This window comes from Sphingomonas sp. AC522 (genome assembly GCF_979258125.1).
On record NZ_OZ409836.1, the window covers coordinates 2,124,987 to 2,146,442 of the forward strand.

General features: G+C 64.5%; 25 protein-coding genes. 9 read left to right on the plus strand and 16 right to left on the minus strand.

Features of this window, described 5'->3' with window-relative positions; all coding sequences use genetic code 11:
• Positions 1-10 precede the first annotated feature (10 nt).
• Positions 11-1,051, minus strand: a complete 1,041-nt coding sequence (locus ACZZZM_RS10520) for a rod shape-determining protein (RefSeq protein ID WP_463595052.1) — start codon at positions 1,049-1,051, stop codon at positions 11-13.
• Positions 1,052-1,199: 148 nt separating this feature from the next.
• On the opposite strand from ACZZZM_RS10520, the gene mutL reads away from it, so the two are divergent.
• Complete coding sequence (gene mutL / locus ACZZZM_RS10525) at positions 1,200-2,996, plus strand: DNA mismatch repair endonuclease MutL (protein ID WP_463595053.1); 1,797 nt, start codon at positions 1,200-1,202, stop codon at positions 2,994-2,996.
• Positions 2,993-3,370, plus strand: a complete 378-nt coding sequence (locus tag ACZZZM_RS10530) for a hypothetical protein (protein WP_463595054.1) — start codon at positions 2,993-2,995, stop codon at positions 3,368-3,370. The genes mutL and ACZZZM_RS10530 overlap by 4 nt, the downstream gene beginning before the upstream one ends.
• Positions 3,371-3,402: 32 nt before the next feature.
• Here ACZZZM_RS10530 and ACZZZM_RS10535 read toward each other — a convergent pair whose 3' ends face one another.
• The 7 genes from ACZZZM_RS10535 to ACZZZM_RS10565 all read right to left on the minus strand — a co-directional run bounded on the left by ACZZZM_RS10535 (position 3,403) and on the right by ACZZZM_RS10565 (position 7,916).
• Positions 3,403-4,098, minus strand: a complete 696-nt coding sequence (locus tag ACZZZM_RS10535; protein ID WP_463595055.1) for a CAP domain-containing protein — start codon at positions 4,096-4,098, stop codon at positions 3,403-3,405.
• Positions 4,099-4,207: 109 nt separating this feature from the next.
• On the minus strand, positions 4,208-4,807 hold the full coding sequence (locus ACZZZM_RS10540; RefSeq protein WP_463595056.1) for a CAP domain-containing protein: 600 nt from the start codon (positions 4,805-4,807) through the stop codon (positions 4,208-4,210).
• Positions 4,808-5,089: 282 nt separating this feature from the next.
• On the minus strand, positions 5,090-5,704 hold the full coding sequence (rplI, locus tag ACZZZM_RS10545; protein ID WP_463595057.1) for a 50S ribosomal protein L9: 615 nt from the start codon (positions 5,702-5,704) through the stop codon (positions 5,090-5,092).
• A gap of 11 nt (positions 5,705-5,715) precedes the next feature.
• A complete protein-coding gene (gene rpsR, locus ACZZZM_RS10550) occupies positions 5,716-5,940 on the minus strand; it encodes a 30S ribosomal protein S18 (protein ID WP_010543816.1) in 225 nt (74 codons plus the stop codon).
• A gap of 14 nt (positions 5,941-5,954) precedes the next feature.
• Positions 5,955-6,341 (minus strand): 30S ribosomal protein S6, encoded by a 387-nt coding sequence (gene rpsF / locus ACZZZM_RS10555; RefSeq protein ID WP_463595058.1) that lies wholly within the window; start codon positions 6,339-6,341, stop codon positions 5,955-5,957.
• A gap of 179 nt (positions 6,342-6,520) precedes the next feature.
• Positions 6,521-7,453, minus strand: a complete 933-nt coding sequence (locus ACZZZM_RS10560) for a hypothetical protein (RefSeq protein ID WP_463595059.1) — start codon at positions 7,451-7,453, stop codon at positions 6,521-6,523.
• A gap of 127 nt (positions 7,454-7,580) precedes the next feature.
• Positions 7,581-7,916, minus strand: coding sequence for an RcnB family protein (locus ACZZZM_RS10565; RefSeq protein WP_463595060.1), 336 nt, complete (start codon positions 7,914-7,916; stop codon positions 7,581-7,583).
• Positions 7,917-8,108: 192 nt separating this feature from the next.
• On the opposite strand from ACZZZM_RS10565, the gene fabD reads away from it, so the two are divergent.
• From fabD to mltG, 6 genes are all read left to right on the plus strand, one after another.
• Positions 8,109-9,044, plus strand: a complete 936-nt coding sequence (fabD, locus tag ACZZZM_RS10570) for an ACP S-malonyltransferase (protein WP_463595061.1) — start codon at positions 8,109-8,111, stop codon at positions 9,042-9,044.
• A gap of 117 nt (positions 9,045-9,161) precedes the next feature.
• Positions 9,162-9,902: a 3-oxoacyl-[acyl-carrier-protein] reductase gene (fabG, locus tag ACZZZM_RS10575; protein WP_463595062.1), complete on the plus strand. Its 741-nt coding sequence runs from the start codon at positions 9,162-9,164 to the stop codon at positions 9,900-9,902.
• Positions 9,903-9,933: 31 nt separating this feature from the next.
• Positions 9,934-10,467, plus strand: coding sequence for a hypothetical protein (locus tag ACZZZM_RS10580; protein WP_463595063.1), 534 nt, complete (start codon positions 9,934-9,936; stop codon positions 10,465-10,467).
• 109 nt (positions 10,468-10,576) lie between these two features.
• Positions 10,577-10,825: an acyl carrier protein gene (locus ACZZZM_RS10585; RefSeq protein WP_463595064.1), complete on the plus strand. Its 249-nt coding sequence runs from the start codon at positions 10,577-10,579 to the stop codon at positions 10,823-10,825.
• A gap of 119 nt (positions 10,826-10,944) precedes the next feature.
• On the plus strand, positions 10,945-12,204 hold the full coding sequence (fabF, locus tag ACZZZM_RS10590; RefSeq protein ID WP_463595065.1) for a beta-ketoacyl-ACP synthase II: 1,260 nt from the start codon (positions 10,945-10,947) through the stop codon (positions 12,202-12,204).
• Positions 12,205-12,241: 37 nt separating this feature from the next.
• A complete protein-coding gene (gene mltG / locus ACZZZM_RS10595; protein ID WP_463595066.1) occupies positions 12,242-13,204 on the plus strand; it encodes an endolytic transglycosylase MltG in 963 nt (320 codons plus the stop codon).
• A 143-nt stretch (positions 13,205-13,347) separates the two neighbouring features.
• Here mltG and eda read toward each other — a convergent pair whose 3' ends face one another.
• The 8 genes from eda to ACZZZM_RS10635 form a co-directional block, all read right to left on the minus strand.
• On the minus strand, positions 13,348-13,938 hold the full coding sequence (gene eda / locus ACZZZM_RS10600) for a bifunctional 4-hydroxy-2-oxoglutarate aldolase/2-dehydro-3-deoxy-phosphogluconate aldolase (protein WP_463596423.1): 591 nt from the start codon (positions 13,936-13,938) through the stop codon (positions 13,348-13,350).
• A 14-nt stretch (positions 13,939-13,952) separates the two neighbouring features.
• Positions 13,953-14,921, minus strand: coding sequence for a glucokinase (glk, locus tag ACZZZM_RS10605; RefSeq protein WP_463595067.1), 969 nt, complete (start codon positions 14,919-14,921; stop codon positions 13,953-13,955).
• Between the two features lie 103 nt (positions 14,922-15,024).
• Positions 15,025-16,845 carry a phosphogluconate dehydratase gene (gene edd, locus ACZZZM_RS10610; RefSeq protein WP_463595068.1) on the minus strand — a complete coding sequence of 607 codons (1,821 nt, stop codon included), beginning with the start codon at positions 16,843-16,845 and terminating at the stop codon, positions 15,025-15,027.
• Positions 16,845-17,552, minus strand: a complete 708-nt coding sequence (gene pgl, locus ACZZZM_RS10615) for a 6-phosphogluconolactonase (protein WP_463595069.1) — start codon at positions 17,550-17,552, stop codon at positions 16,845-16,847. Before pgl ends, edd begins: the two co-directional genes overlap by 1 nt.
• Positions 17,553-17,605: 53 nt before the next feature.
• The gene (gene zwf, locus ACZZZM_RS10620; protein ID WP_463595070.1) at positions 17,606-19,063 is read right to left on the minus strand and encodes a glucose-6-phosphate dehydrogenase; all 1,458 of its coding nucleotides are present in this window, start codon (positions 19,061-19,063) and stop codon (positions 17,606-17,608) included.
• A 153-nt stretch (positions 19,064-19,216) separates the two neighbouring features.
• Complete coding sequence (argC, locus tag ACZZZM_RS10625) at positions 19,217-20,143, minus strand: N-acetyl-gamma-glutamyl-phosphate reductase (RefSeq protein ID WP_463595071.1); 927 nt, start codon at positions 20,141-20,143, stop codon at positions 19,217-19,219.
• On the minus strand, positions 20,140-20,379 hold the full coding sequence (locus ACZZZM_RS10630) for an SH3 domain-containing protein (protein ID WP_463596424.1): 240 nt from the start codon (positions 20,377-20,379) through the stop codon (positions 20,140-20,142). Before ACZZZM_RS10630 ends, argC begins: the two co-directional genes overlap by 4 nt.
• Positions 20,380-20,452: 73 nt before the next feature.
• Positions 20,453-20,806 carry a MarR family transcriptional regulator gene (locus tag ACZZZM_RS10635; RefSeq protein WP_463596425.1) on the minus strand — a complete coding sequence of 118 codons (354 nt, stop codon included), beginning with the start codon at positions 20,804-20,806 and terminating at the stop codon, positions 20,453-20,455.
• Between the two features lie 209 nt (positions 20,807-21,015).
• Here ACZZZM_RS10635 and secG point away from each other — a divergent pair, with 209 nt between their 5' ends.
• Complete coding sequence (gene secG / locus ACZZZM_RS10640; protein ID WP_463595072.1) at positions 21,016-21,387, plus strand: preprotein translocase subunit SecG; 372 nt, start codon at positions 21,016-21,018, stop codon at positions 21,385-21,387.
• Positions 21,388-21,456 lie beyond the last annotated feature (69 nt).

Sequence of the window (21,456 nt, forward strand, 5' to 3'; positions counted from 1 at the left end):
CTTGCCCTTCTTAGACCTGGATCAGCACGCCGCGGAACACTGGATCCTCCAGCGCGCGGCCGGTCCCCAGCGCGACGCAGGTCAGCGGGTTCTCTGCGATCGTTACCGGCAGGCCGGTCTCGTCGCGGAGCACTTCATCGATGCCCTTGAGCAATGCGCCACCGCCGGTGAGCACGATGCCCTGGTCGACGATGTCGGCGGCCAGCTCCGGTGCGGTGTTCTCCAGTGCGATGCGCACGCCTTCGACGATCGTGCCGACCGGCTCCGAAAGCGCTTCGGCGATCTGGCCCTGGTTGATCTGGATTTCCTTGGGCACGCCGTTGACGAGATCGCGGCCCTTGATGTGGATCGTAAGACCAATGCCGTCGAGCGGCGGCTTGGCGACGCCAACTTCCTGCTTGATCCGCTCGGCCGTGGCTTCGCCGATCAGAAGGTTATGGTTGCGGCGCACGTACGAGACGATCGCTTCGTCCATCTTGTCGCCGCCAACGCGGACGCTGGTCGAATAGGCCAGGCCGCGCAGCGAGAGCACCGCCACTTCGGTGGTGCCGCCGCCGATATCGACCACCATGGAGCCGATCGGCTCGGTCACGGGCATGTCTGCACCGATCGCAGCCGCCATCGGCTCCTCGATCAGGAACACCTGGCTGGCGCCGGCGTTCGAAGCCGCGTCGCGGATCGCGCGGCGTTCGACCGAAGTAGAACCGGAAGGCACGCAGATCACGATCTGGGGCCAGCGCATGAAGCGGCGCTGGCCATGCACCTTGCGGATGAAGTGGCTGATCATCTGCTCGGCCACGTCGATGTCCGCGATTACACCGTCGCGCAGTGGCCGAATCGCCTCGATCGAGCCGGGGGTCTTGCCCATCATCAGCTTGGCATCGTCACCGACAGCCTTGACACGCTTGACGCCATTGATCGTCTCGACCGCAACAACCGAAGGCTCGTTGAGCACGACGCCGCGCCCGCGCAAGTAAACGACCGTATTCGCGGTCCCCAGATCGATCGCCATGTCGTGGGACATCATTCGGAAGAAGCGCGAAAACACCATTTAAAGTCCCGTTCTGCCGCGTGCGGCTTTGGGCCGAAGCGGTTCGCAAAAATTCTATCCCGACCCATCCGTCGGCGGACAAGAAATCCGGCCTCGGCCTATCGGTTGTGGGTCGCGGGATGCCGTCGCTTGGGCTAGAGCTTGCCCCATGTCAATACGCCGTCTCCCCGAGCATCTTGTCAATCGGATCGCCGCCGGTGAGGTGGTCGAAAGACCCGCCAGCGCGTTGAAGGAACTTGTGGAAAACGCAGTCGATGCGGGCGCCACGCGTATCGCGATACGGCTGGCCGCGGGCGGCACCGAACTCGTCGAAGTGATCGATGACGGCTGCGGCATGTCCCCACCCGAAATGGCGCTGGCGCTGGAGCGGCACGCCACCTCCAAGCTTCCCGACGATGCTATCGACCAGGTGACGACCTTGGGCTTTCGCGGCGAAGCGCTGCCGTCGATCGCCAGCGTCGCGCGGCTGACGCTGGAGAGCCGGGTGCGCGGTGCGGAGGGCTGGGCGCGCACCATCGACAATGGCGATGTGGTGGCCGAGGGGCCCGCGGCGCTGCCCCCGGGCACGCGCGTGCGGGTCGAGGATCTGTTCGCCCGCGTCCCCGCCCGCCGCAAGTTCCTGCGCACCCCGCGCTCGGAATATGCCGCGTGCATGGACGTCGTGAAGCGCCTCGCAATGGCCCGTCCGGACATCGCCTTCTCGGTCGAGCATGACGGGCGGCGCGTGCTGCAGGTGCAGGGCGGCGAGACCCGCCCTGAGCGCGTGGCCGCGCTCACCGATCGCGCACTCCAGGAAAATAGCGTCGCAGTGGATTTCGAGCGCGAAGGGATCGCGCTCGGCGGCGTCGCGGGTTTGCCGACCTTCAATCGCGGCGTGGCGGACCACCAATATCTGTTCGTCAACGGTAGGCCCGTGAAGGACCGCCTGCTCGCCGGGGCGGTGCGCGGCGCCTATGCCGAAATGCTCGCGCGCGACCGGCACCCGGTGGTGGCATTGTTTCTCGAAGTCCCAGCGGACGCCGTCGATGTGAACGTGCACCCCGCGAAAACGGAAGTGCGCTTCCGCGATCCTGCATTGGCGCGGGGAATGATCGTAAGTGGCTTGCGGCGCGCGTTGGATGAGGCGGGCCACCGCAGCGTGCAACGCCCCAGCGCGTCCGCGCTGGGGATGTGGAGTAGCGAAACAGACCGTCTTCCCCGCGAAGGCGGGGATCCCGCTTCTTCCTTCTTCGGATACCAAGACAGCGGGACCCCCGCGTCCGCGGGGGCGACGTATGGTGTTCAGGAACGTCGCCCTCACTTCCTAGCACCCGCACCCCAAGGCCGAGCCGAACCCGCATATGCCCCGGTCCCCGAAACTAACGACTTCCCCCTCGGGGTAGCCCGCGGCCAGGTCGCCAAAACCTACATCGTCGCCGAAGCGCAGGACGGCCTGGTGCTTGTCGATCAGCACGCCGCGCACGAGCGCCTCGTGCTCGAACGCATGCGCCGTGCAATGGCCGGCGGCGGCGTTCCCAGCCAGCAGCTCCTGCTCGCCGAAGTCGTCGAGCTCGACGAACCCGCCTGCGACCGTCTCGAAGCCCGCATCGAAGAGCTTGCCGCCCTCGGCCTCGAACTCGAGCGCTTCGGTCCCCGGGCCATGCTCGTCCGCGCCACTCCGGCGGCCCTCGGCACAGGCGATGTCACCGGCCTCGTCACCGATCTCGCCGACGAGCTCGCCAGCTTCGACGAAGCGCTATCCCTGAAGGAGCGCCTCGATCACGTCGCCTCGACCATGGCGTGTCACGGCTCGGTCCGCGCGGGACGCATCCTCTCGGTCACCGAAATGAACGCGCTGCTCCGCGAAATGGAAGTCACGCCGCACTCCGGCCAGTGCAATCACGGCCGCCCGACCTGGGTAAAGCTCGCGCATGGCGATATCGAGAAGCTTTTCGGAAGGAAATGAACGACTTGGCCGATGTCGAACGTATCGGAACCTGGAACGAGGTGACGACAGGCGTCGCGCTCGACGCGATCGTTGGGGCGATGGTGGTCGATATATCTGACAGCGCCGCGACGGTGGTTACTCTCGTGGCGGATTATGTGTTCGAGCCGGGGGATGATCAGCAGGCGCGCACGCCAATTTTCTTGATGCCCGAGGTAGCTTTCGCTCCCGGCGTTGGAGCTGCAGCGACAGCGGAAGTCACCGGATGGCTCGAATTGAAGCAGGTGTCGTCACGCAGCAGAATTGAGTTCACCCTGACGGTGCGCTCCACGGATCCGGACGGCACCGACGAACCGGTGATGAGAATGCGGACCGTTGCCGTTCCGCTGGCTTAAGCACGTTGCCATCGCCCGCCCGAGTTACCTCGCTAACGGCGCAGCCCGCGATAAACGAAGGTCGATGCACCCTTGATGCCCACTGATAGGGCGGGGGCGCCGTTCGCTGTGCCACTCAGATCGACAACGCAGATGTGCCGGAAGCGGCGATGTTCGGCACAGCCAATCCCCGCGAAGCGATAATCCGCGGCGAACAGAAGCGCGCGATGTCCGCGGCCGGGAACGCCGTCGTCCACGATCAGGCTGCGCACGACCTGGTCGGCGCGATTGGCGCCATAATAGATGCCTTCGCCGACATAGATGTCGCCACCCCGGCGGCGGACGCGCTCGCCCGGGCCCATGCCATCGTCCGAGACATGGCCCGTAGCCCCGTTTGCGCCCCGGTCTTCGGCGTGATCTCGCGCGGCAAGCATCAGCACCTCGCCCATGCCGAGCGCGGGTAGCGGCGCCTGGTGCTCGAGGAAATCGATCGCCTCATCGACGGCATCGGTGCCTTCGTTGGTGTAGACGCCGTTCTCGTCGCCCGGGAGAAACAATACGCGGCCCTCGAACGCGTTACGATATTCGCGAAGCTGCTCGGCATATTCGCGCGGATACTGACGCGCGAAGTTGATCTCGGCGAGCACATCGTTCTGGAGCAGGCGGCGGCTCTCAGCCCGATCGTTGGCATGCGCAGGTGCGATCGCCAGGCAAGCCGCCGCGAGGGCAGCGAAACAGCGAAGGATCACGAAATTCCCCCCCGGGAATTGGCAGCGCGGATTGCGCCGCCATCGAACGTCTTATGCGTAGCGCACGCTTAACTGCTTGAGAAGGGAAGAGGATAGTGCGGGATTAACCCTAGGGCCTGCCATCCGGCCGGCGCCCCAGATCGGCGACGCACATCACGCGATAAATGCGATGCAGGCCGCAGGCCACGCCGGCATAGCGCATCTCGGCCGCAAACAGCGCCTTGCGGTGCCCGCGGCCCGGCACGTCATCGTCGACGATCAGCTGGCGCACGACTTCGACAGCGCTGGGAGGGCCATAGGTGATCACTTCGGCGACATAATTGCCCCCGCCGCGGCGCTGGACGCGGTCGCGCGGATTGGCCCCGTCCTTCGAGAAATGCCCCGTCCCGCCATGCGGGCCCTGTTCGGCGACATGATCGGCGGCGGCGCGCGCGAGCAGCTGCGAAGCTTCGATCGGGCCCAGCGGCGTCTGTTTCTCCAGGAAGCGGATTGCCTCGTCGACGGCCTTTACGCCTTCGCTAGTGCGCAAGCCTGAGGGGCTCCCCGGATAATAGACGATCTTGCCGCGGAAGAACTTGCGATAGGCGCGGAGCCGCTCGGCGTAACGCCGCGGCTGTGTGCGGGCCGAGTTGATCTCGGCAAGTATCTCGCGCGTCAGGGCAGGCTGGGCGGGAGCGGCTAGCGTCAGGAGCAGGGGGATCAACGGCATCCGGTCTGCCTTAGCCGCCGCCAGCGTGAACGCAGCCCGAACAAAAGATTAATGCTCCGTGCAACCAGCGCAGTGCGCGCACGTTTGATCTCGCAACTGCACCCCACAAGGCTTCCGGCAATGTCCAAGATGCTCCCCGTTTTCTTCGCCCTGATCCCGCTTGCGGCAGTCATCGGCGCTTGTGTCAGCTGCCCCTGAGCCGAAGCCACTGCGAGAGCAAAGAAAAGGGCCGCCCCGGTATCCCCGGAGCGGCCCTTTCTCTTTGCGCGAAACGCGTTGGGCTCAGCCCTCGGCGTTTTCTTCGCTGCCTTCGCCCGCGGCAGGAGCCGACTGGACTTCGGCGGTCGCGCCCGGCTCTGCATTGGGATCGTAATCCTCAACGAAGCCGGCCTCGTCCTTCTCGAACATCGTCGCCATCACGTCGACGCCCTGCGACTGCATCTCGGCCTCTTCAGGCGAGCGGGCGACGTTGACCTTGACGGTCACCGAAACCTCGGGGTGCAGCGCGATATTGACGTCGTACATGCCGATCGCCTTGATCGGCTTGTTCAGCACGATCTGGTTCTTGGCGATCTTGTGACCATCGGCTTCGAGCGCTTCGATCAGATCGCGAACCGCGACCGAACCGTAGAGCTGGCCGGTATTCGAGGCCTGGCGGATCAGCGTGACCGACACGTCCTTGAAGTTGCTCGCTTCCTTCTCGGCCTCGCCGCGGCGATTGGCGTTGTCGGATTCGATACGAGCACGATTGGCTTCGAAAACCTTACGATTGGCTTCGTTGGCGCGAAGCGCCTTCTTGTTCGGAAGCAGGTAGTTACGGGCAAAGCCGTCCTTGACCTTCACCACATCGCCGATGTGGCCGAGCTTCTCGACGCGTTCCAGCAGAATGACATCCATGGATCTGCTCCTTACTTAACGATGTAGGGCAGCAGGCCCAGGTGACGGGCGCGCTTGATGGCCTGGGCCAGTTCGCGCTGCTTCTTCGCACTCACCGAAGTGATGCGCGAGGGGACGATCTTGCCGCGCTCGGACACGAAGCCCTGGAGCAGACGGACATCCTTATAGTCGATCCGGGGAGCATCCTTCGCGGAGAAGGGGCAGCTCTTGCGACGGCGGAAAAAGGGACGTGCCATGATCTATATCTTCCTTATTCGCCGTTGCCGCCGAAGCCGCCTTCGTCGCGATCGCGACGACCACGGCGCTCGCGCTCTGCACCCTTGCGCATCATCACGGTCGGACCTTCTTCCAGCGTATCGACCTTGACGGTCATGTAGCGGATGACGTCTTCGTTAATCTGCGTCTGGCGTTCCAGCTCGGCGACCACGCCAGCAGGCGCGTCGATCTCGAGCATCACGTAATGTGCCTTGCGGTTCTTGGCGATGCGATAGGCGAGGCTGCGCAGGCCCCAGCTCTCGGTCTTGACGACCTTGCCGTTGTTGTCGGTGACGATCTTGGTGGCGGCTTCCGCCAGTGCGTCCACCTGCGCCTGTGCCAAATCCTGGCGCGCAAGGAACGTGTGCTCGTAAAGAGCCATGCCTTCTTCTCACTGTTGGCCGATCGCTGACGCCGTGACCATCACGTGCGCCCCTCCGGCTGTCGTCTCAAATGCAACGCGAGCAAGAAGCAGCGCTCCTCGCTCGCGAAGTGGGGCCTGTAGCGAGTGGGGAAGGGGATAGCAAGCACTCCGATCCTCCCTGGCACGGGGGGATTTTGCTAGTCCTTCCCCGGCTCCGCCGCGCGCAGATCGGTAATCACCCGCCCATCGGCCGTGAACCAGCCCTCGGGATCGTCCTCATCCTCGAGAATGATCGGCAGCGGATCGCCGATCGGGCCGCAATTCGGCCGTCGTGAGGAGGCGATGCACGTGAATTGCCCGCCGTCGAAGCGCACCATCACCCAGCCATTTCCCCCGCCGGGGAGCGGATAATCCGATCGCAGATCATAGACCTTGTTGCGCTTGAACCTTTTGGGAAATTCGGGGGCCGGAAACCGCTCGCCCGAAACGCCGCCGGGAAACCAGCTATACGATTCGAGCTCGGCGGCCGCAAAGAACGCGTCGCGGGGATCGCCATAAAGCTTGCCGCGCAGCGTCTCGATGCGGCCCTCGCGGCGCTGCGCTTCCCATTTCCTGCGGTTGATCTCGCGCAGGTCGCGCATGTGCATTGCAACGGTGTTGAAGCGGATATTGAAAGCGTTGGGGATGCCGTCAGCCGTAGTGATGTCCCCGGTGAATTCCTGGGCACCGCAAATACCCGTCCAGCGGCTGCCATCGGCCTGAAAGAGCTCGCAGCTGCCGTCGCCGACGCGGCGACCGGTGAGGGAGCCGATCTTGAGACCCTCGGGCCCGCGAAAGCCATCGACTGCATAGAAGAAGCCGATCACGCGCGGCCCATGAAACTCTAGCACTACCTTGACGCCGCCGCCGACAGTAGCCTTGCGGCAGCGCTGATCGCGATACGGGCAGGGGACATCCTTCGCGCCGCGAGGCTGCTCGGCGAGTACCGAGGAAGTGCCGGTATAATTGCCGAAATAGGCAACCTTGCCCTCGAAATCGTTTTCCAGAACACCGTCGCGCCCGTCCGGCGCGGCCAATGCAAGCGCGGGCATCCAGAGCAAGGCGAGCAGGGCGATCGTCGCGCGGATCATGGGGGGCATCCTCCGTCGGGTCGTTAACCATATCACTAACGGAGCCGAAACGAAGTGATTCTTGCGCATATATGAAAACGGCGGAGCCGAAGCCCCGCCGTTTTTTCTTAGTCTGCCTTGCCGGCGCTTAGCGCAGCATGTTGGCGAAGATCGCCGCGATCACGCCGCTGGTCACTGCGACCAGGACAGCATCGTTGCCCGACTGGACATAACGGTAGCCGCGCGGCGGGGCCTTGAGGCCGCGATGCTGGCGATAATCGATCTGGCGATAGTTGCGGGCATACCGGCTGTCGAACCGCTGGCCGCGCTGCCAATTGTTGCGATACTGGACCCGCGCGGGCTGGTAGACGGTCTTCTTGACCACCTTCACCGGTTGGTGGCGCTGCCCGTAATTCTGCGGGGCGGCAAGGGCCGGGGTGGCAACGAGCGAAGCGGCGACGGCCGCGAGCAGGAACTTCTTCATGACTGCAACTCCTCTTTAGGAACGCCGTCGTTGGCGTTGAACACTATCTAGAAGCCGGTTGTCGCAGACCCGTGCCGCAAACCCCGCAAAATGGTCGCAAAGTGTGGCGGATGCGAAGGCTGCGTTCAGCTTGCGGGGTTGCGTGGGGCACGACAACGGTTCTAACGCGCGGCCCTCACAAGGAGAGGTCAGATGCGCGCATTCATCTTCCCGGGGCAGGGCAGCCAGGCCGTCGGCATGGGCAAGGCGCTCGCGGATGCCAGCGCCGCCGCGCGCGAGGTTTTCCAGGAAGTCGACGAGGCGCTCGGGCAGTCTCTGTTTAAGCTGATGAGCGAAGGGCCCGAGGACCAGCTTGTCCTCACCGCGAACGCCCAGCCGGCGATCATGGCCAACGCCATTGCCGTGCTGCGCGTGCTCGAGCGGGAAGGCGGCATCCGTATGGCCGACAAGGCCGATTTCGTCGCGGGCCACTCGCTGGGCGAATATACTGCTTTGTGCGCCGCCGGCGCGCTGGACCTGTTGACCACCGCGAAGTTGCTGCGCATCCGCGGCGACGCGATGCAGGCGGCGGTGCCGGTGGGTCAGGGCGCGATGGCCGCCTTGCTCGGCGCCGATCTGGTAAAGGCGCAGGCGATCGCCGACGCCGCAGCCGAAGGCGAAGTCTGCACCGTCGCCAACGACAATGATCCTACTCAGGTCGTGATCTCGGGCGCCCGCGCTGCGATCGAACGCGCCATCGAGATCGCCAAGGACCACGGCGCCAAGCGCGCGCTCCTGCTGCCCGTCTCGGCCCCATTCCACTGCGCAATGATGCAGCCCGCCGCCGACGCGATGGAAAAGGCGCTTGGCGAAGTCGCGATCCAGGCGCCGCTTGTACCGGTCTATGCCAACGTCACCGCCGCACCAGTGAGCGACCCCGACACGATCCGCACGTTGCTGATCGAGCAGGTGACCGGCATGGTCCGCTGGCGCGAGTCGGTGAGCGCGATGTTCGACGCGGGCGTGGTCGACTTCGTCGAACTCGGCGGCAAGGTCCTCGGCGGAATGGTCAAGCGCATCGCCCCCGATGCATCGGTCACCAGCGTGGTGACGATGGACGACATCGAGGCTTTGGCGAAGAGCCTGTAAACTCGCCCGTCATGCTGAACTTGTTTCAGCATCCAACGTGCCACAAGCAACACCATCGCCCGGAGTGGGTTGGACCCTGAAACAAGTTCAGGGTGACGAAGATAGAAGGATCAAACCATGTTCGACCTCACAGGCATGACCGCTCTCGTCACCGGGGCTTCCGGGGGTATCGGTTCATCGATCGCCAAGGCACTGGCGGCGCAGGGCGCGCGGCTCGCGGTTTCGGGCAGCAATGCCGATAAGCTCGAAGCCTTCCGCGCCGAACTCGGCGGCGATCATGTCGCCGTCGTTGCCAATCTCTCCGATGCGGCATCGGTCGACGCCCTCGTCCCGCGGGCAGTCGACGCGCTGGGCGGCAGGCTCGATATCCTTGTCAACAATGCCGGCGTCACCCGCGACAATCTCGCGATGCGGATGAAGGACGAGGAGTGGGACACGGTGATCCGGGTCAACCTTGAGGCCGCATTCCGCCTGATGCGCGCCGCTGCCAAGCCGATGATGAAGGCACGTTTCGGCCGGATGATCTCGATCACGTCGGTAGTGGGCGCTACCGGCAATCCCGGCCAGGCGAATTATGCCGCATCGAAGGCGGGGCTCGTCGGCATGTCGAAGGCGCTCGCGCAAGAGCTGGCCAGCCGCAACATTACCGTCAATTGCGTCGCCCCGGGCTTCATCCGCTCTGCGATGACCGACGTGCTGCCCGAAGCCCAGAAGACGGCCTTGCTTACCCGCATTCCCGCCGGCGATCTCGGCACCGGCGAGGATATCGGCGCCGCCGTGGTCTACCTTGCCAGCAAGGAAGCAGGCTATGTTACCGGCCAGACCTTGCATGTGAACGGCGGGATGGCGATGCTCTGACTTCGAAACCCTGGGGGCAGGAGTGACAAATATGCGTGTTCTCGGACTGACTGCCCTCGCGACGCTGGTGATCGCGATGCCCGCGCACGCCGCGGACCTCGCCACCATCGACTGCGTCATCGGCAAGATCCAGCCCGCGCTGAAGGAGCAAATCGAAGGCGACGTGACTCGCAGCTTCACCGAAAACACGCCGCGCCCGACCTTCGATGCCGTGGTCAACAGTGGGCTTGCCGCCGCAGCCAAGGCCTGCGCGATCGAGCATAGCTGGTCGCAGGCTGCCGCCACAGCCGCGCGCGATTATGCGCTCGCCAAGCTCGGCATGCCGATCGCCGAGAAGTTCGTCGGCGAAAAGGGCTTCGAAGCCGCCGCGCTCGAAACCCAATTCGGCGAGCTGCCCGAGGAAACGCGCAACCGCCAGCTCACCAAGGAGGAGATGCAGCAGCTCGTCATCGCCTCCGTGCCCGAGGAAGCGAAGCAGACCCGCGAAAACGCGGCATTGCTCAACAAATACTATCTGATGCTCAGCACGGTGCAGTTCGCATCCTGGAATTTCTCTCAGGCTTGAGTGCCCGCACCGTTACGGAAACGACGCGCGGCCCCCTTGCAACGGCACCACCAGCAATCTACGTGCGTTCAGCAATATTAGAGCCCAGCTACAAAGGAAAACAGGGACCATGGCCAATCAGGAAGAGATCACCACCCGCGTGACCGCGCTCGTAGTCGATCACCTCGGCGTCGACGGCAAGGAAGTGACGCTGGCATCGAGCTTCATCGATGATCTGGGCGCAGACAGCCTCGACATCGTCGAGCTGGTCATGGCCTTTGAGGAAGAGTTCGGCGTCGAGATTCCCGACGATGCGGCCGAGAAGATCAGCACGGTGGGCGACGCCGTGACTTATATCAGCGAGCATCAGGAAGGCTGATCGCCGCCCAGACCGGTGCCCGCATGGGCCGCCAGTGACGTTCAGCGGCTCCCCGTCCCGGGCTCGTCTTGAGTTGGGCGGGGGGCCGTTTTGTTTATGATTAGCCACGGAGAAACGCGATGCGCCGCGTAGTCGTAACCGGACTTGGCCTCGTCACCCCGCTCGGTGCGGACGTCGAGACTGCCTGGAAGAACATCACCGCGGGCAAATCCGGCGCGGCCACGATTACGCGGTTCGATGCGACCGAATATCACAGCAATTACGCGTGCGAAGTGAAGCCTGCGGACCATGAATATGGCTTCGATCCGAGCAAGCGCGTCGATCACAAGGTCCAGCGCCAGGTCGATCCCTTCATCATTTACGGCATCGATGCTGCCGGCCAGGCGATGGAAGATGCCGGCCTGCTCGATCTGAGCGAGGAAGAGCGCTTCCGCTTCGGCGTCTCGATCGGCTCCGGCATCGGTGGGCTTCCGGGCATCGAGAGCGAATCGCTGGTGCTCCACGAAAAGGGGCCGAAGCGCGTCTCGCCGCACTTCGTTCATGGCCGGCTGATTAACCTGATCTCGGGCCAGGTCTCGATTAAATATGGGCTGATGGGCCCCAACCATGCTGTCGTCACGGCCTGCTCGACCGGCGCGCATTCGATCGGCGACGCCGCGCGGATGATCGCGATGGACGATGCCGACATGATGCTGGCGGGTGGCGCCGAAGCCACGATCTGCCCGATCGGCATCGCCGGCTTCGGCCAGGCGCGTGCGCTGTCGACCAATTTCCGCGACGAGCCGTGGCGCGCGAGCCGGCCCTGGGACCAGGATCGCGATGGTTTCGTCATGGGCGAAGGCGCGGGCATCATCGTGCTTGAGGAATATGAGCACGCCAAGGCGCGCGGCGCCAAGATCTACGCCGAAGTCGTCGGCTATGGCCTGTCGGGCGACGCCTATCACGTCACGGCGCCGCATCCCGAGGGCTCGGGCGCGTTCCGCTCGATGCAGATGGCGATAAAGAAGTCGGGCCTCGACCTGTCCGAGATTGATTACATCAACGCGCACGGCACTTCGACGCCGCTCGGCGACGAGCTCGAACTGGGCGCGGTTCGCCGCCTGTTCGGCAACAATATCGAGACGCTGTCGATGAGCTCGACCAAGTCGGCGATCGGGCATCTGCTCGGTGGTGCCGGCGCGGTCGAGAGCATCTTCTGCATCCTCGCGATGCGCGATCAGATCGCCCCGCCGACGCTAAACCTCGACAATCCGAGCGAGAATTGCGCGGGCGTCGATCTGGTCCCGTTCAAGGCCAAGGAGCGCAAGATCAAGGCCGTGCTGAACAACAGCTTCGGCTTTGGCGGCACCAATGCCAGCCTGGTGATGAAGGCTGTCTGAGGAACCTGCACCGCCGCGACCCCGCCCGCGCCGCCGGATGGGTGGCTGCGCGCTGCTGATCGCACTTCTGCTGGTTCTCGGCGCGGGCTTTTATGCGCTCCAGCTGTGGGGCGGGGCGGGTCCGGCCAAGGCCAATATCAGCGTAATGGTGCCCGAGGGTGCCAGCCTCTCGCGCGCTGCTACCGAATTGGAGAAGGCCGGCGCTATCCGCTCGGCCAGTCAGTTCGTGCTCTTCGCCAAGGTGCTGGGCGGCGGCGAGGCGATCAAGGCGGGCGAATATCGCATTCCTGCCCGCCTGAGCCAGGCTGACGTCCTCAAGCTGCTTCAGGGTGGCAAGACGCTCCAGCGCATGGTGACGATCCCCGAGGGCACGCCTTCGATCATCGTCTTCGAGACGCTGATGAAGGCACCGCAACTCGAAGGCGAGATCCAGGTGCCCGTGGAAGGCACCGTGCTGCCTGACAGCTATGCCTATAATCGCGGCGACACGCGCCAGTCGGTGCTCGATCGGATGCAAAAGGCGATGGTCAATTACCTCGCCAAGGCCTGGGGAAAGCGGAAACCGGGGATCGCTGTGAACACGCCGCTTGAAGCGCTGACGCTGGCGTCGATCGTCGAGAAGGAAACAGGCAAGGACGAAGAACGCCGCACCGTCGCCGCGGTCTATTCGAACCGCCTCAAGCAGAACATGATGCTCCAGGCCGATCCGACGATCATCTACCCCGTCACCAAGGGCAAGCCGCTGGGCCGCCGCATCCTGCAGTCCGAACTGCGTGCCGTGAACCAGTACAACACCTACACGATGACCGGTCTGCCGGCGGGCCCGATCGCCAATCCAGGCCGCGCCAGCATCGACGCGGTGCTCGATCCGGCGCAGTCTTCTGCGTTATACTTTGTGGCTGACGGCACCGGTGGACACGTGTTCGCCGATACCCTTGAGCAGCACAACGCCAATGTGCAGAAATGGTATGCGTTAAGGCGCGCCAAGGGCGAGATGTGAACTCTTCTCCCTCTCCCATCGGGAGAGGGAAGGGGCCCGCTCGCGAAGCGAGTGGGATGGGCGAGCGTCGTGGGAAGGGCAATGCCACCCGCACCCTTCCGCCGACTTTGTCGGCTCCCTCGCTCTCCCGACGGGAGAGGGGATTAGCCCCTCAACCCCGCCGCGTCCCGCGCCAGCTGCTCCACCTCAGCCATGCTCGCGCCCTTCGGCGTCACCCAGCTCCCGCCCACGCACAGCACCGGATCGAACGCGAGCCATTCCGGCGCGCTCGCCAGCGTGATCCCGCCGGTCGGGCAGAACCGCGCCTGATAGAAAGGCGCGGCCAAAGCCTTGAGCGCTTTGAGCCCTCCCGAAGTCTCGGCGGGGAAGAACTTGAAATGCGTCAGTCCCAGATCGAGCCCGCGCATGATGTCACCAGCCGTCGCGGTGCCTGGCAGGAACGGCACGCCGCTGGCGATGATAGGATCGGCTAGGCGCTCGGTAAGGCCCGGCGAGACGATGAACTCGACGTCGGCATCCATTACCTGCGCGAACTGATCGGCATTGACGACGGTCCCGGCGCCGACGATCGCGCCTTCGACCTTCTTCATTTCCTGAATCGCTTCGAGCGCGGCGCCGGTGCGCAGCGTCACTTCGAGCACGCGCAAGCCGCCTTTTACCAGCGCCTCAGCGAGTGGGCGCGCAGTGGCGGCGTCTTCGATCACCAGCACCGGGATCACCGGCGCGACTTGCATGATTTCTTCGATTTTCAACGGGCGTGCTCCTGCGCGAATGCCGCGGCAGCGCCGTAAAGACCCGGTTCGGGATGCGTGATGAGCTTGACGGGAATCGAGGACATCAGACCCTGGAACCGACCCTTGGCGACGAACCGCTGGCCGAAGCCCGATTGCAGCAAATGGTCCTTCAAGCGCAACCCCAGACCGCCGGCAATCACCACGCCGCTCGGACCGTGGGTCAAAGCGAGATCCCCAGCCACCGCGCCAAGGCTGAGGCAGAAGCGATCGAGCGCGGCCACGGCAAGCTCGTCCTTGCCCGCTAGCGCCAGCGCCCACAGCGCCTTGTCGTCGAGGCGATGGACCGGCTTGCCTTCGATTTCGGCGAGCGTTTCGTAGATCGGCACGATGCCGGGTCCCGCTACCACGCGCTCGGCCGACACGCGCGTATAGGTCCTGCGCAGCCGTTGGACGAGCGCATCCTCGATTCCGTCGAGCGGGGCGAAGTCCATATGCCCGCCTTCGGTGGCGATAATGTCGTAACCGGCGCGGTGGCGGAACACCTGCGCGACGCCCAGCCCGGTCCCCGGGCCGCAAACGGTGATCGAGCCTTGCGCGGGAAGCGCCTCGTCGGGGCCGCAGAGATGCAGGAATGAATCGCTATCCAATTGCGCCACTGCATGGCCCACCGCGGCGAAATCATTGACCAGGGTCCAGGTTTCCGCGCCCAGCCGCTCGGCGATCAGCGCCGGACGGATGATCCAGGGATTGTTGGTCAGCTTGATCAGGTCGCCTTTCACCGGCGATGCTACGGCGATTGCGGCAGCGCGGGGCATAGGCCCGCTCAGTGTTTCGCCAAACGCCTGCCAGGCTAGTTGGAGGCTGGGATGCTCAGCCACCTTCTGGGTGACCGGGGAGCTGATCGAGACGACGCGGCCTTCGGCGACTTCCGCGATGGCAAAGCGCGCATGCGTGCCCCCGATATCGACCGCGACCACCTGCATTATCGTTCGTCCTCTCGACGGCCTGTCAACGTTGGCAGCCCTTCTTCGCATGCTTAGCGCGCGTGTAAAGAGCGCGGTGCCGATCTACCAATTAGTCTGAGTATTACAAACCAGCTTGCGCGAGCATCGCCGAGGCACCGAGCTCGGCTTCGTCGCAATCGGTGCGCATCATCGCGAACAATTCCCGCCCGGTGCCGTGGAGGGGCGGGGCTATCACGCTAAGCTCTCGCGCGTCCCATTCAGCGGGATCGACCAGCGCCTCAAGCACGCCTTGCTCGGCGCACAGCCGTACCATGTCGCCATCGCGCAGCTTGCCGATCGGCCCGCCACCCAGCGCTTCGGGCGAGAGATGGATCGCCGCAGGCACCTTGCCGGACGCGCCGGACATGCGGCCATCGGTGACGAGCGCGACGCGGAAGCCCCGGTTCTGGAGTACGCCCAGCGGCGGGGTGAGCTTGTGAAGCTCGGGCATGCCATTGGCCTTCGGGCCCTGGAAACGGACGACAACGATCACGTCGCGGTCGAGTTCGCCCGCCTTGAACGCATCCTGCACTTCCTGCTGGGTCGAGAAGACGCGGGCAGGGGCCTCGATCGTCCAGCGGTCGCGCTCGACGGCGCTTACCTTGATGCAGGCGCGTCCCAAATTGCCCTTGAGGATGCGGAAGCCGCCTTCGGCCGAGAAAGGCGCATCGAGCGTACGGACGATGCTGTCGTCTCCGCTCTGGGCCGGCAGATCTTTCCAGACGAGCTTGTCGTCCTCGATCAGCGGCTTGCGGCCATAGGCTGCCATGCCCTCTTCGGCGAAGGTCAGCACGTCGCCATGCATCAGCCCGCTACGCAGCAATTCGCGGATCACGAACGGCGGCCCGCCTGAATCCTCAAATCCGTTCACGTCTGCGGCGCCGTTGGGATAGACGCGGGTGAGCAGCGGAATGACGCGCGAGAGCCGGTCGAAATCCTCCCAGTCGATCACTACGCCCGCCGAGCGCGCGATCGCAGGCAAGTGGATCAGATGATTGGTCGAGCCGCCAGTGGCGAGCAGCGCGATTGCCGCATTCACGATCGAGCGCTCGTCGACGATGTGCCCGATCGGACGGTAATCACTGCCCGCCCAGCCGATATCCGCGAGCCGGTGGACCGCGGCACGGGTCAGTTCCTGGCGCAGCTTTGTACCAGGATTGGCGAAGGCCGCGCCGGGCACGTGGAGGCCCATCGCCTCCATCATCATCTGGTTCGAATTGGCGGTGCCGTAAAAGGTGCAAGTGCCCTTGCCGTGATAGGCCGAGATCTCGGCGTCGAGCAGTTCCTCGCGCGTCGCCTTGCCCTCGGCATAGCGTTCGCGCACCGCCGCCTTGTCCTTGTTGGCCAGCCCCGATCGCATCGGCCCGCCGGGGACCAGCACCATCGGCAAATGCCCGAAGCGCAGCGCACCCATCAGCAGTCCCGGCACGATCTTGTCGCAAATCCCGAGCAACGCCGCGCCTTCGAAAGTGCGATGGCTGAGCCCAATTGCCGTCGAAAGCGCAATCGTGTCGCGGCTGAACAGCGACAGCTCCATGCCCTCATAGCCTTGCGTCACGCCGTCGCACATCGCCGGCACGCCGCCCGCGACCTGCGCCGTCGCGCCGGCCTCGATCGCCCAGACCTTCATCTGCTCGGGATAGCGGTAATAGGTCGCATGCGCCGAAAGCATGTCGTTATAGGCAGTGACGATGCCGATGTTCATCCGGTTTGCCGGCCGCAACAGGTCGCGCTGCTCGTCGGTCCCAGCATAGGCATGCGCGAGGTTCGCGCAGCCCAGCTTGGGCCGATCCGCCCCCGAATCGCGCTCGCGCTGGATAAGGTCGAGATATGCGGCGCGCTTAGCACGCGAGCGCTCGATGATCCGATCCGTGACGGCCGCGATTTCGGGGTGGAGAGTCATCAGGCCGCCCAGTGCACGTCCACCGGCAGTTCGACATCGGCGAGGATGCGCCCGACCGGATAGTTGGACGACGCACCGCCCTCGACCGCGGCCTCGAGCACTTCCTTCTTCTTGTCGCCGGTGATCGCGATGATCAGCGAACGCGCAGAGACGATCGACGCGCGGCTGAGCGTCACGCGAGCGACCGGCGCTTCGGGAGGCAGCGGATCGGGCATCACGCCCAATGCACGACGCTCCTTGGGGCCGTTCAAGGCTTCGTCATAATCCGGGCCGGGGAAGATCGAGGCGGCATGCCCGTCCGCGCCCACGCCGAGCAGGCATAGATCGAGCGGCCAGTGATGGTCCTGCAGGATAGCATCCGCCGCCCGGCCCGCGGCCTTATAGTCGCTCACGGTCGAGCTGATCAGCGGGATCACCCGCGCGCCCTTGGGGATGAAAATCTTGCCGATCGCGGTCACGTTCGAAAGCGGATCGCCCAGGGGCACCAGCCGGTCGTCGCCCGGCACGATCGTCACGCGCTTCCAATCGATCTTGGCGGCGGCCAGCTTTTCGTAGATCGGCAGCGGGGTCTTGCCGCCAGCGAGCGCAATGACCGCGGCGCCGCGCGCATCGATCGCGCTTTCGATGATGAAGCCGATATCGCCCGCGACGGCATCCGACCATTCGTCGGTATCGTCATAATCCCACCATTCGATCTCGGTCGTCATCACTGCTCCTTGGAATTCTTGTCGGTGCCTGTCTGGCAGATAGGGTGTCGGGGCTATTCGTTCCACGTCACGCCGTCGCGCTCGGTCAGCGCCACGCTCGCGTTAGGCCCCCAGCTGCCCGAGGCATAGGGCTTGGGCGTCACGCCCGCCGCATCCCAGCCACGGCGGATCGCGTCGATCCATTCCCATTGCGCCTCGACCTCGTCACGGCGGACGAACAGCGTCGGATCGCCCTCGATCAGGTCGAGCAGTAGCCGCTCATAGGCGATGCGGCGCCGCGCGCCGGCGAATTCGTGCTCGAGGCTGAGGTTGAGCGGCACTTCGCGCAGCCGGATGCCGTCGCGATCGAGGCCAGGCTGCTTGGCCATCACCAGCAGGCGGACATATTCCTCCGGCTGCAGCCGGATCACCAAGGTGTTCGATTGCAGCTGCCCGCCACGCTCGGCGAAGATCGAATGCGGCACCGGCTTGAACTGGATGACGATCTCGCTGCGTCGCTCCGCCAGCCGCTTGCCCGTGCGCAGATAGAAGGGCACGCCGTGCCAGCGCCAATTGTCGACATGCGCCTTGATCGCAACGAAGGTCTCGGTGTCCGAAGCCTTGCCGAGCTCGGCATCGTATCCCTTGACGATCTCGCCCTTAGAAGCGCCATCGCCATATTGGCCGGTAACGGTCAGCGCCTGGACGTCGGCATCCTTGATCGGGCGCAGCGAGCGTAGCACCTTGACCTTTTCGTCGCGGATCGCCGTGCCGTCATAGCGGGCAGGGGGCTCCATCGCAATCAGCGCGATCAGCTGGAGCATATGGTTCTGGACCATGTCGCGCAGCGCGCCGACATCGTCATAATATTCGGCGCGGCCCTCAAGCCCGACAGTTTCGGAAACGGTGATCTGCACCGACTCGATCCCCTGCGCGTTCCACACCGGCTCGAACAAGGAATTGCCGAAGCGCAGCGCCAGGATGTTTTGCACCGTTTCCTTGCCGAGATAGTGATCGATCCGGAAGGTCCGGTCCTCGGGAAAGGCCTCGGCCACGATGTCGTTGACCTCGCGGCTCGATTCCAGATCGAAGCCGAGCGGCTTCTCCAGCCCGATCCGGACGTTGGCGCCGGTCAGCCCCGCCGATTCGAGACCCTTGATCGTCGGCCCGAACAGCCAGGGGGCAGTCGACAGGAAGATCGCCAGTCCGCCGCCGATGTCACCGATCTTGTCCTTGAGTGCTGCGAAGCCATCGGTCTTCGAAGCATCGAGCGGCTGATAGAAGAGCCGTTCGAGAAAGCTGGCGACAACGCTGTCATTCTTGCGGTCGGCAGTGAGGAATTCATCCAGCGCAGCGCGGGCGAATTCACGAAAGCCGGTATCGTCCTTGTCCGAACGCGCGGTGCCGGTGATCGTCAGGCCCTCGGGCAGCAGGCCATCGGCATGCAGTCCATAAAGCGAGGGGAGCAGCATCCGCTGGGAAAGGTCGCCGGTCGCGCCGAACAACAGCAATTTGCCCACGGGCTGTCGCATGAAATGCCTCTCGTCGTTACGCGTGCGGGAGACACCAAGCGGAGGCAAAGATCAAGGGATAGCCGTCATCCCCGCGAAAGCGGCGACCCAGGTTGCTGAGCAATGTCCTGTTTGGGTCTGTATCCCCGTTTTCGCGGGGATGACGACCTCGAGCTAAAGTACCAACCCCGCCATCGGATCGAACCCCGCCATGATGTTGAGGTTCTGCACCGCGGCACCGGCGGCACCCTTGCCGAGATTGTCGAGCGTCGCGATCAGCCGCGCCTGGCCGATCTCGGCATTGCCGAACACCCGCAGCGAGAGCCGGTCGGAATTGGCATCCTCCTCGATCGTCACCATCGTCGCGTCGGCGTCGAGCACACGGACCAGCGGCGAATCCTTATAGGCCTCACGCAGCACGTTCTCGATCGCCTCGATCGAGGGGCGGCGTGTGAAGGCATAAAGGGGCAGGGGCACTTCGACGACCATGCCGCGATAGGTGTTGGCGACCGCGGGATGGAAGATCGGCGCGTGGACGATCCGCGCATGCTTCTGCATCTCGGGCACATGCTTGTGGGCAAGGCTCAGGCCGTAGGCGCGGAACGCTGTCGGCGTGGCGCTGCCTTCGAACTCGGCGATCATCGATTTGCCGCCGCCCGAATAGCCCGAAGTAGCATTTACACTCAGCGGGAAATCGACCGGGATCAGCCCGGCGCGGACCAGCGGACGAACCAGCGCAAGAAAGCCGGTGGGGTAGCAGCCGGGATTCGATACCCGCGGCGCCTCGGAGATCGCTGCGAAATGCCCCGGCTCGAGCTCGGGGAAGCCATAGGTCCAGCCATCCGCCACGCGGTGCGCGCTCGAGGCATCGATCACCCGAGTCGCGGGATTCTCGATCATGTCGACCGCATCGCGCGCAGCATCGTCGGGCAGACACAGGATCACGAAATCAGAGGCGTTGAGCGCTTCGCTGCGCTTCCCGGCATCCTTGCGCGCAGCATCGTCGAGAACGATCATCTCGATCTCGCTGCGCCCGGCCAGCCGCTCGCGAATCTCCAGGCCGGTGGTGCCGACCGCGCCGTCGATGAAAACGCGAGTCATGCGGTGGGCGCCGCCAGCGCGTCTGCGTCGATATAGCCGACCAGACCGGCCTCGGGCGCGACACCCCAGGCATTGGTTCCGGCCAGTTCGAGCACTTCGAAGCGCGCGCCGGGTGCTAGCTCGGCAAGCACTTCCGAATCGCGCGCAGGTGCAGCACGCAACGCGATCTCGCGCGCAATTTCGCGCAGCATCGGCGCAGCATAATGGGGGGCGAAGACCCGGTCTGCCAAGCGCACATCGGCCAGATCGGGGCGAACGGCATCTACGCGCGAATCGATTGCCGCCGAAGGGCCTGTAAGCTCGAAGCGCTTACGCGTTAGCCCTCCGGGCAATGGGCTCGGCGACGTGGTCGCCTGAGAGGAAATGCCCGAATTCTGCAAGAAACTCTGCCCCTTCAGCGGTCTTGGCGACGAATATGTTTCGTTTGTCGGTATCGTCGCGTTGCCGGCGCAGATAGCCGAGCGCACCCAGTCTGTTCAAGGCGCGCGTCACGACGGGCTTGGACACGTTCAATGCTCGCGCCAGGCCGCGCACTGTATGGGGCCCCGGGTCCAGATATACCAGCATTAGCAGGGCCATCTGCCGGTTGGTGAGATCGGGCTCGCCCGAACGCACATAATCTATCAGTGTATTCTTCCATGAATACAGTGAGCTGTCAGACATCGCGTTCACGGCATCTACTCTGTTGTTACGGCCCCGGCACTCTCGAGGTCCCGGCTTTAAACGCCCGCGATGCGATCGAGTTTCAGTGCGTTCGCGAAATGTTACAACGGCGTTATCCAGGCGGGGCGGCAGCGGCCGGGACCACAAAGGTTGATCACCGCGAACGGGTCCCCTATGTGCCGCCTTTCTTCCAACAGGTCCGGCTATAAATGTTCACCTTCCTGCTCGTCGTCCACGCCATCATCGCGGCGCTTCTCGTCACGGTGATCCTCATGCAGCGCTCGGAAGGCGGCGGTCTCACGACGGGCGGCAGCCCCTCGGGCCTGATGTCGGCACGCGGCGCCTCGGATTTCCTGACGCGCTCGACGGCGATCCTCGCGACCATGTTCATCGTCATGAGCATCGTCCTCGCAGTGATCGCGGCGACGCGTCATTCGACGTCGATCGATACCTCGCTGCAGCGCGCGCCGGCAGCGACTGGACCTGTGGCCGTCCCGACTGCTGCGCCGGCTCCGCTCGGCAACAGCACGGTCCCCGCTGCGGCAGCGCCGGCCAATTCGTCGGTTCCGCTGGCCAACTGATCCGCTTGGCTTTCCCGGCAATCCGCCGGGAACCATATTTTTCTGCGCCGGTCCGGAGTCGGACGCTTG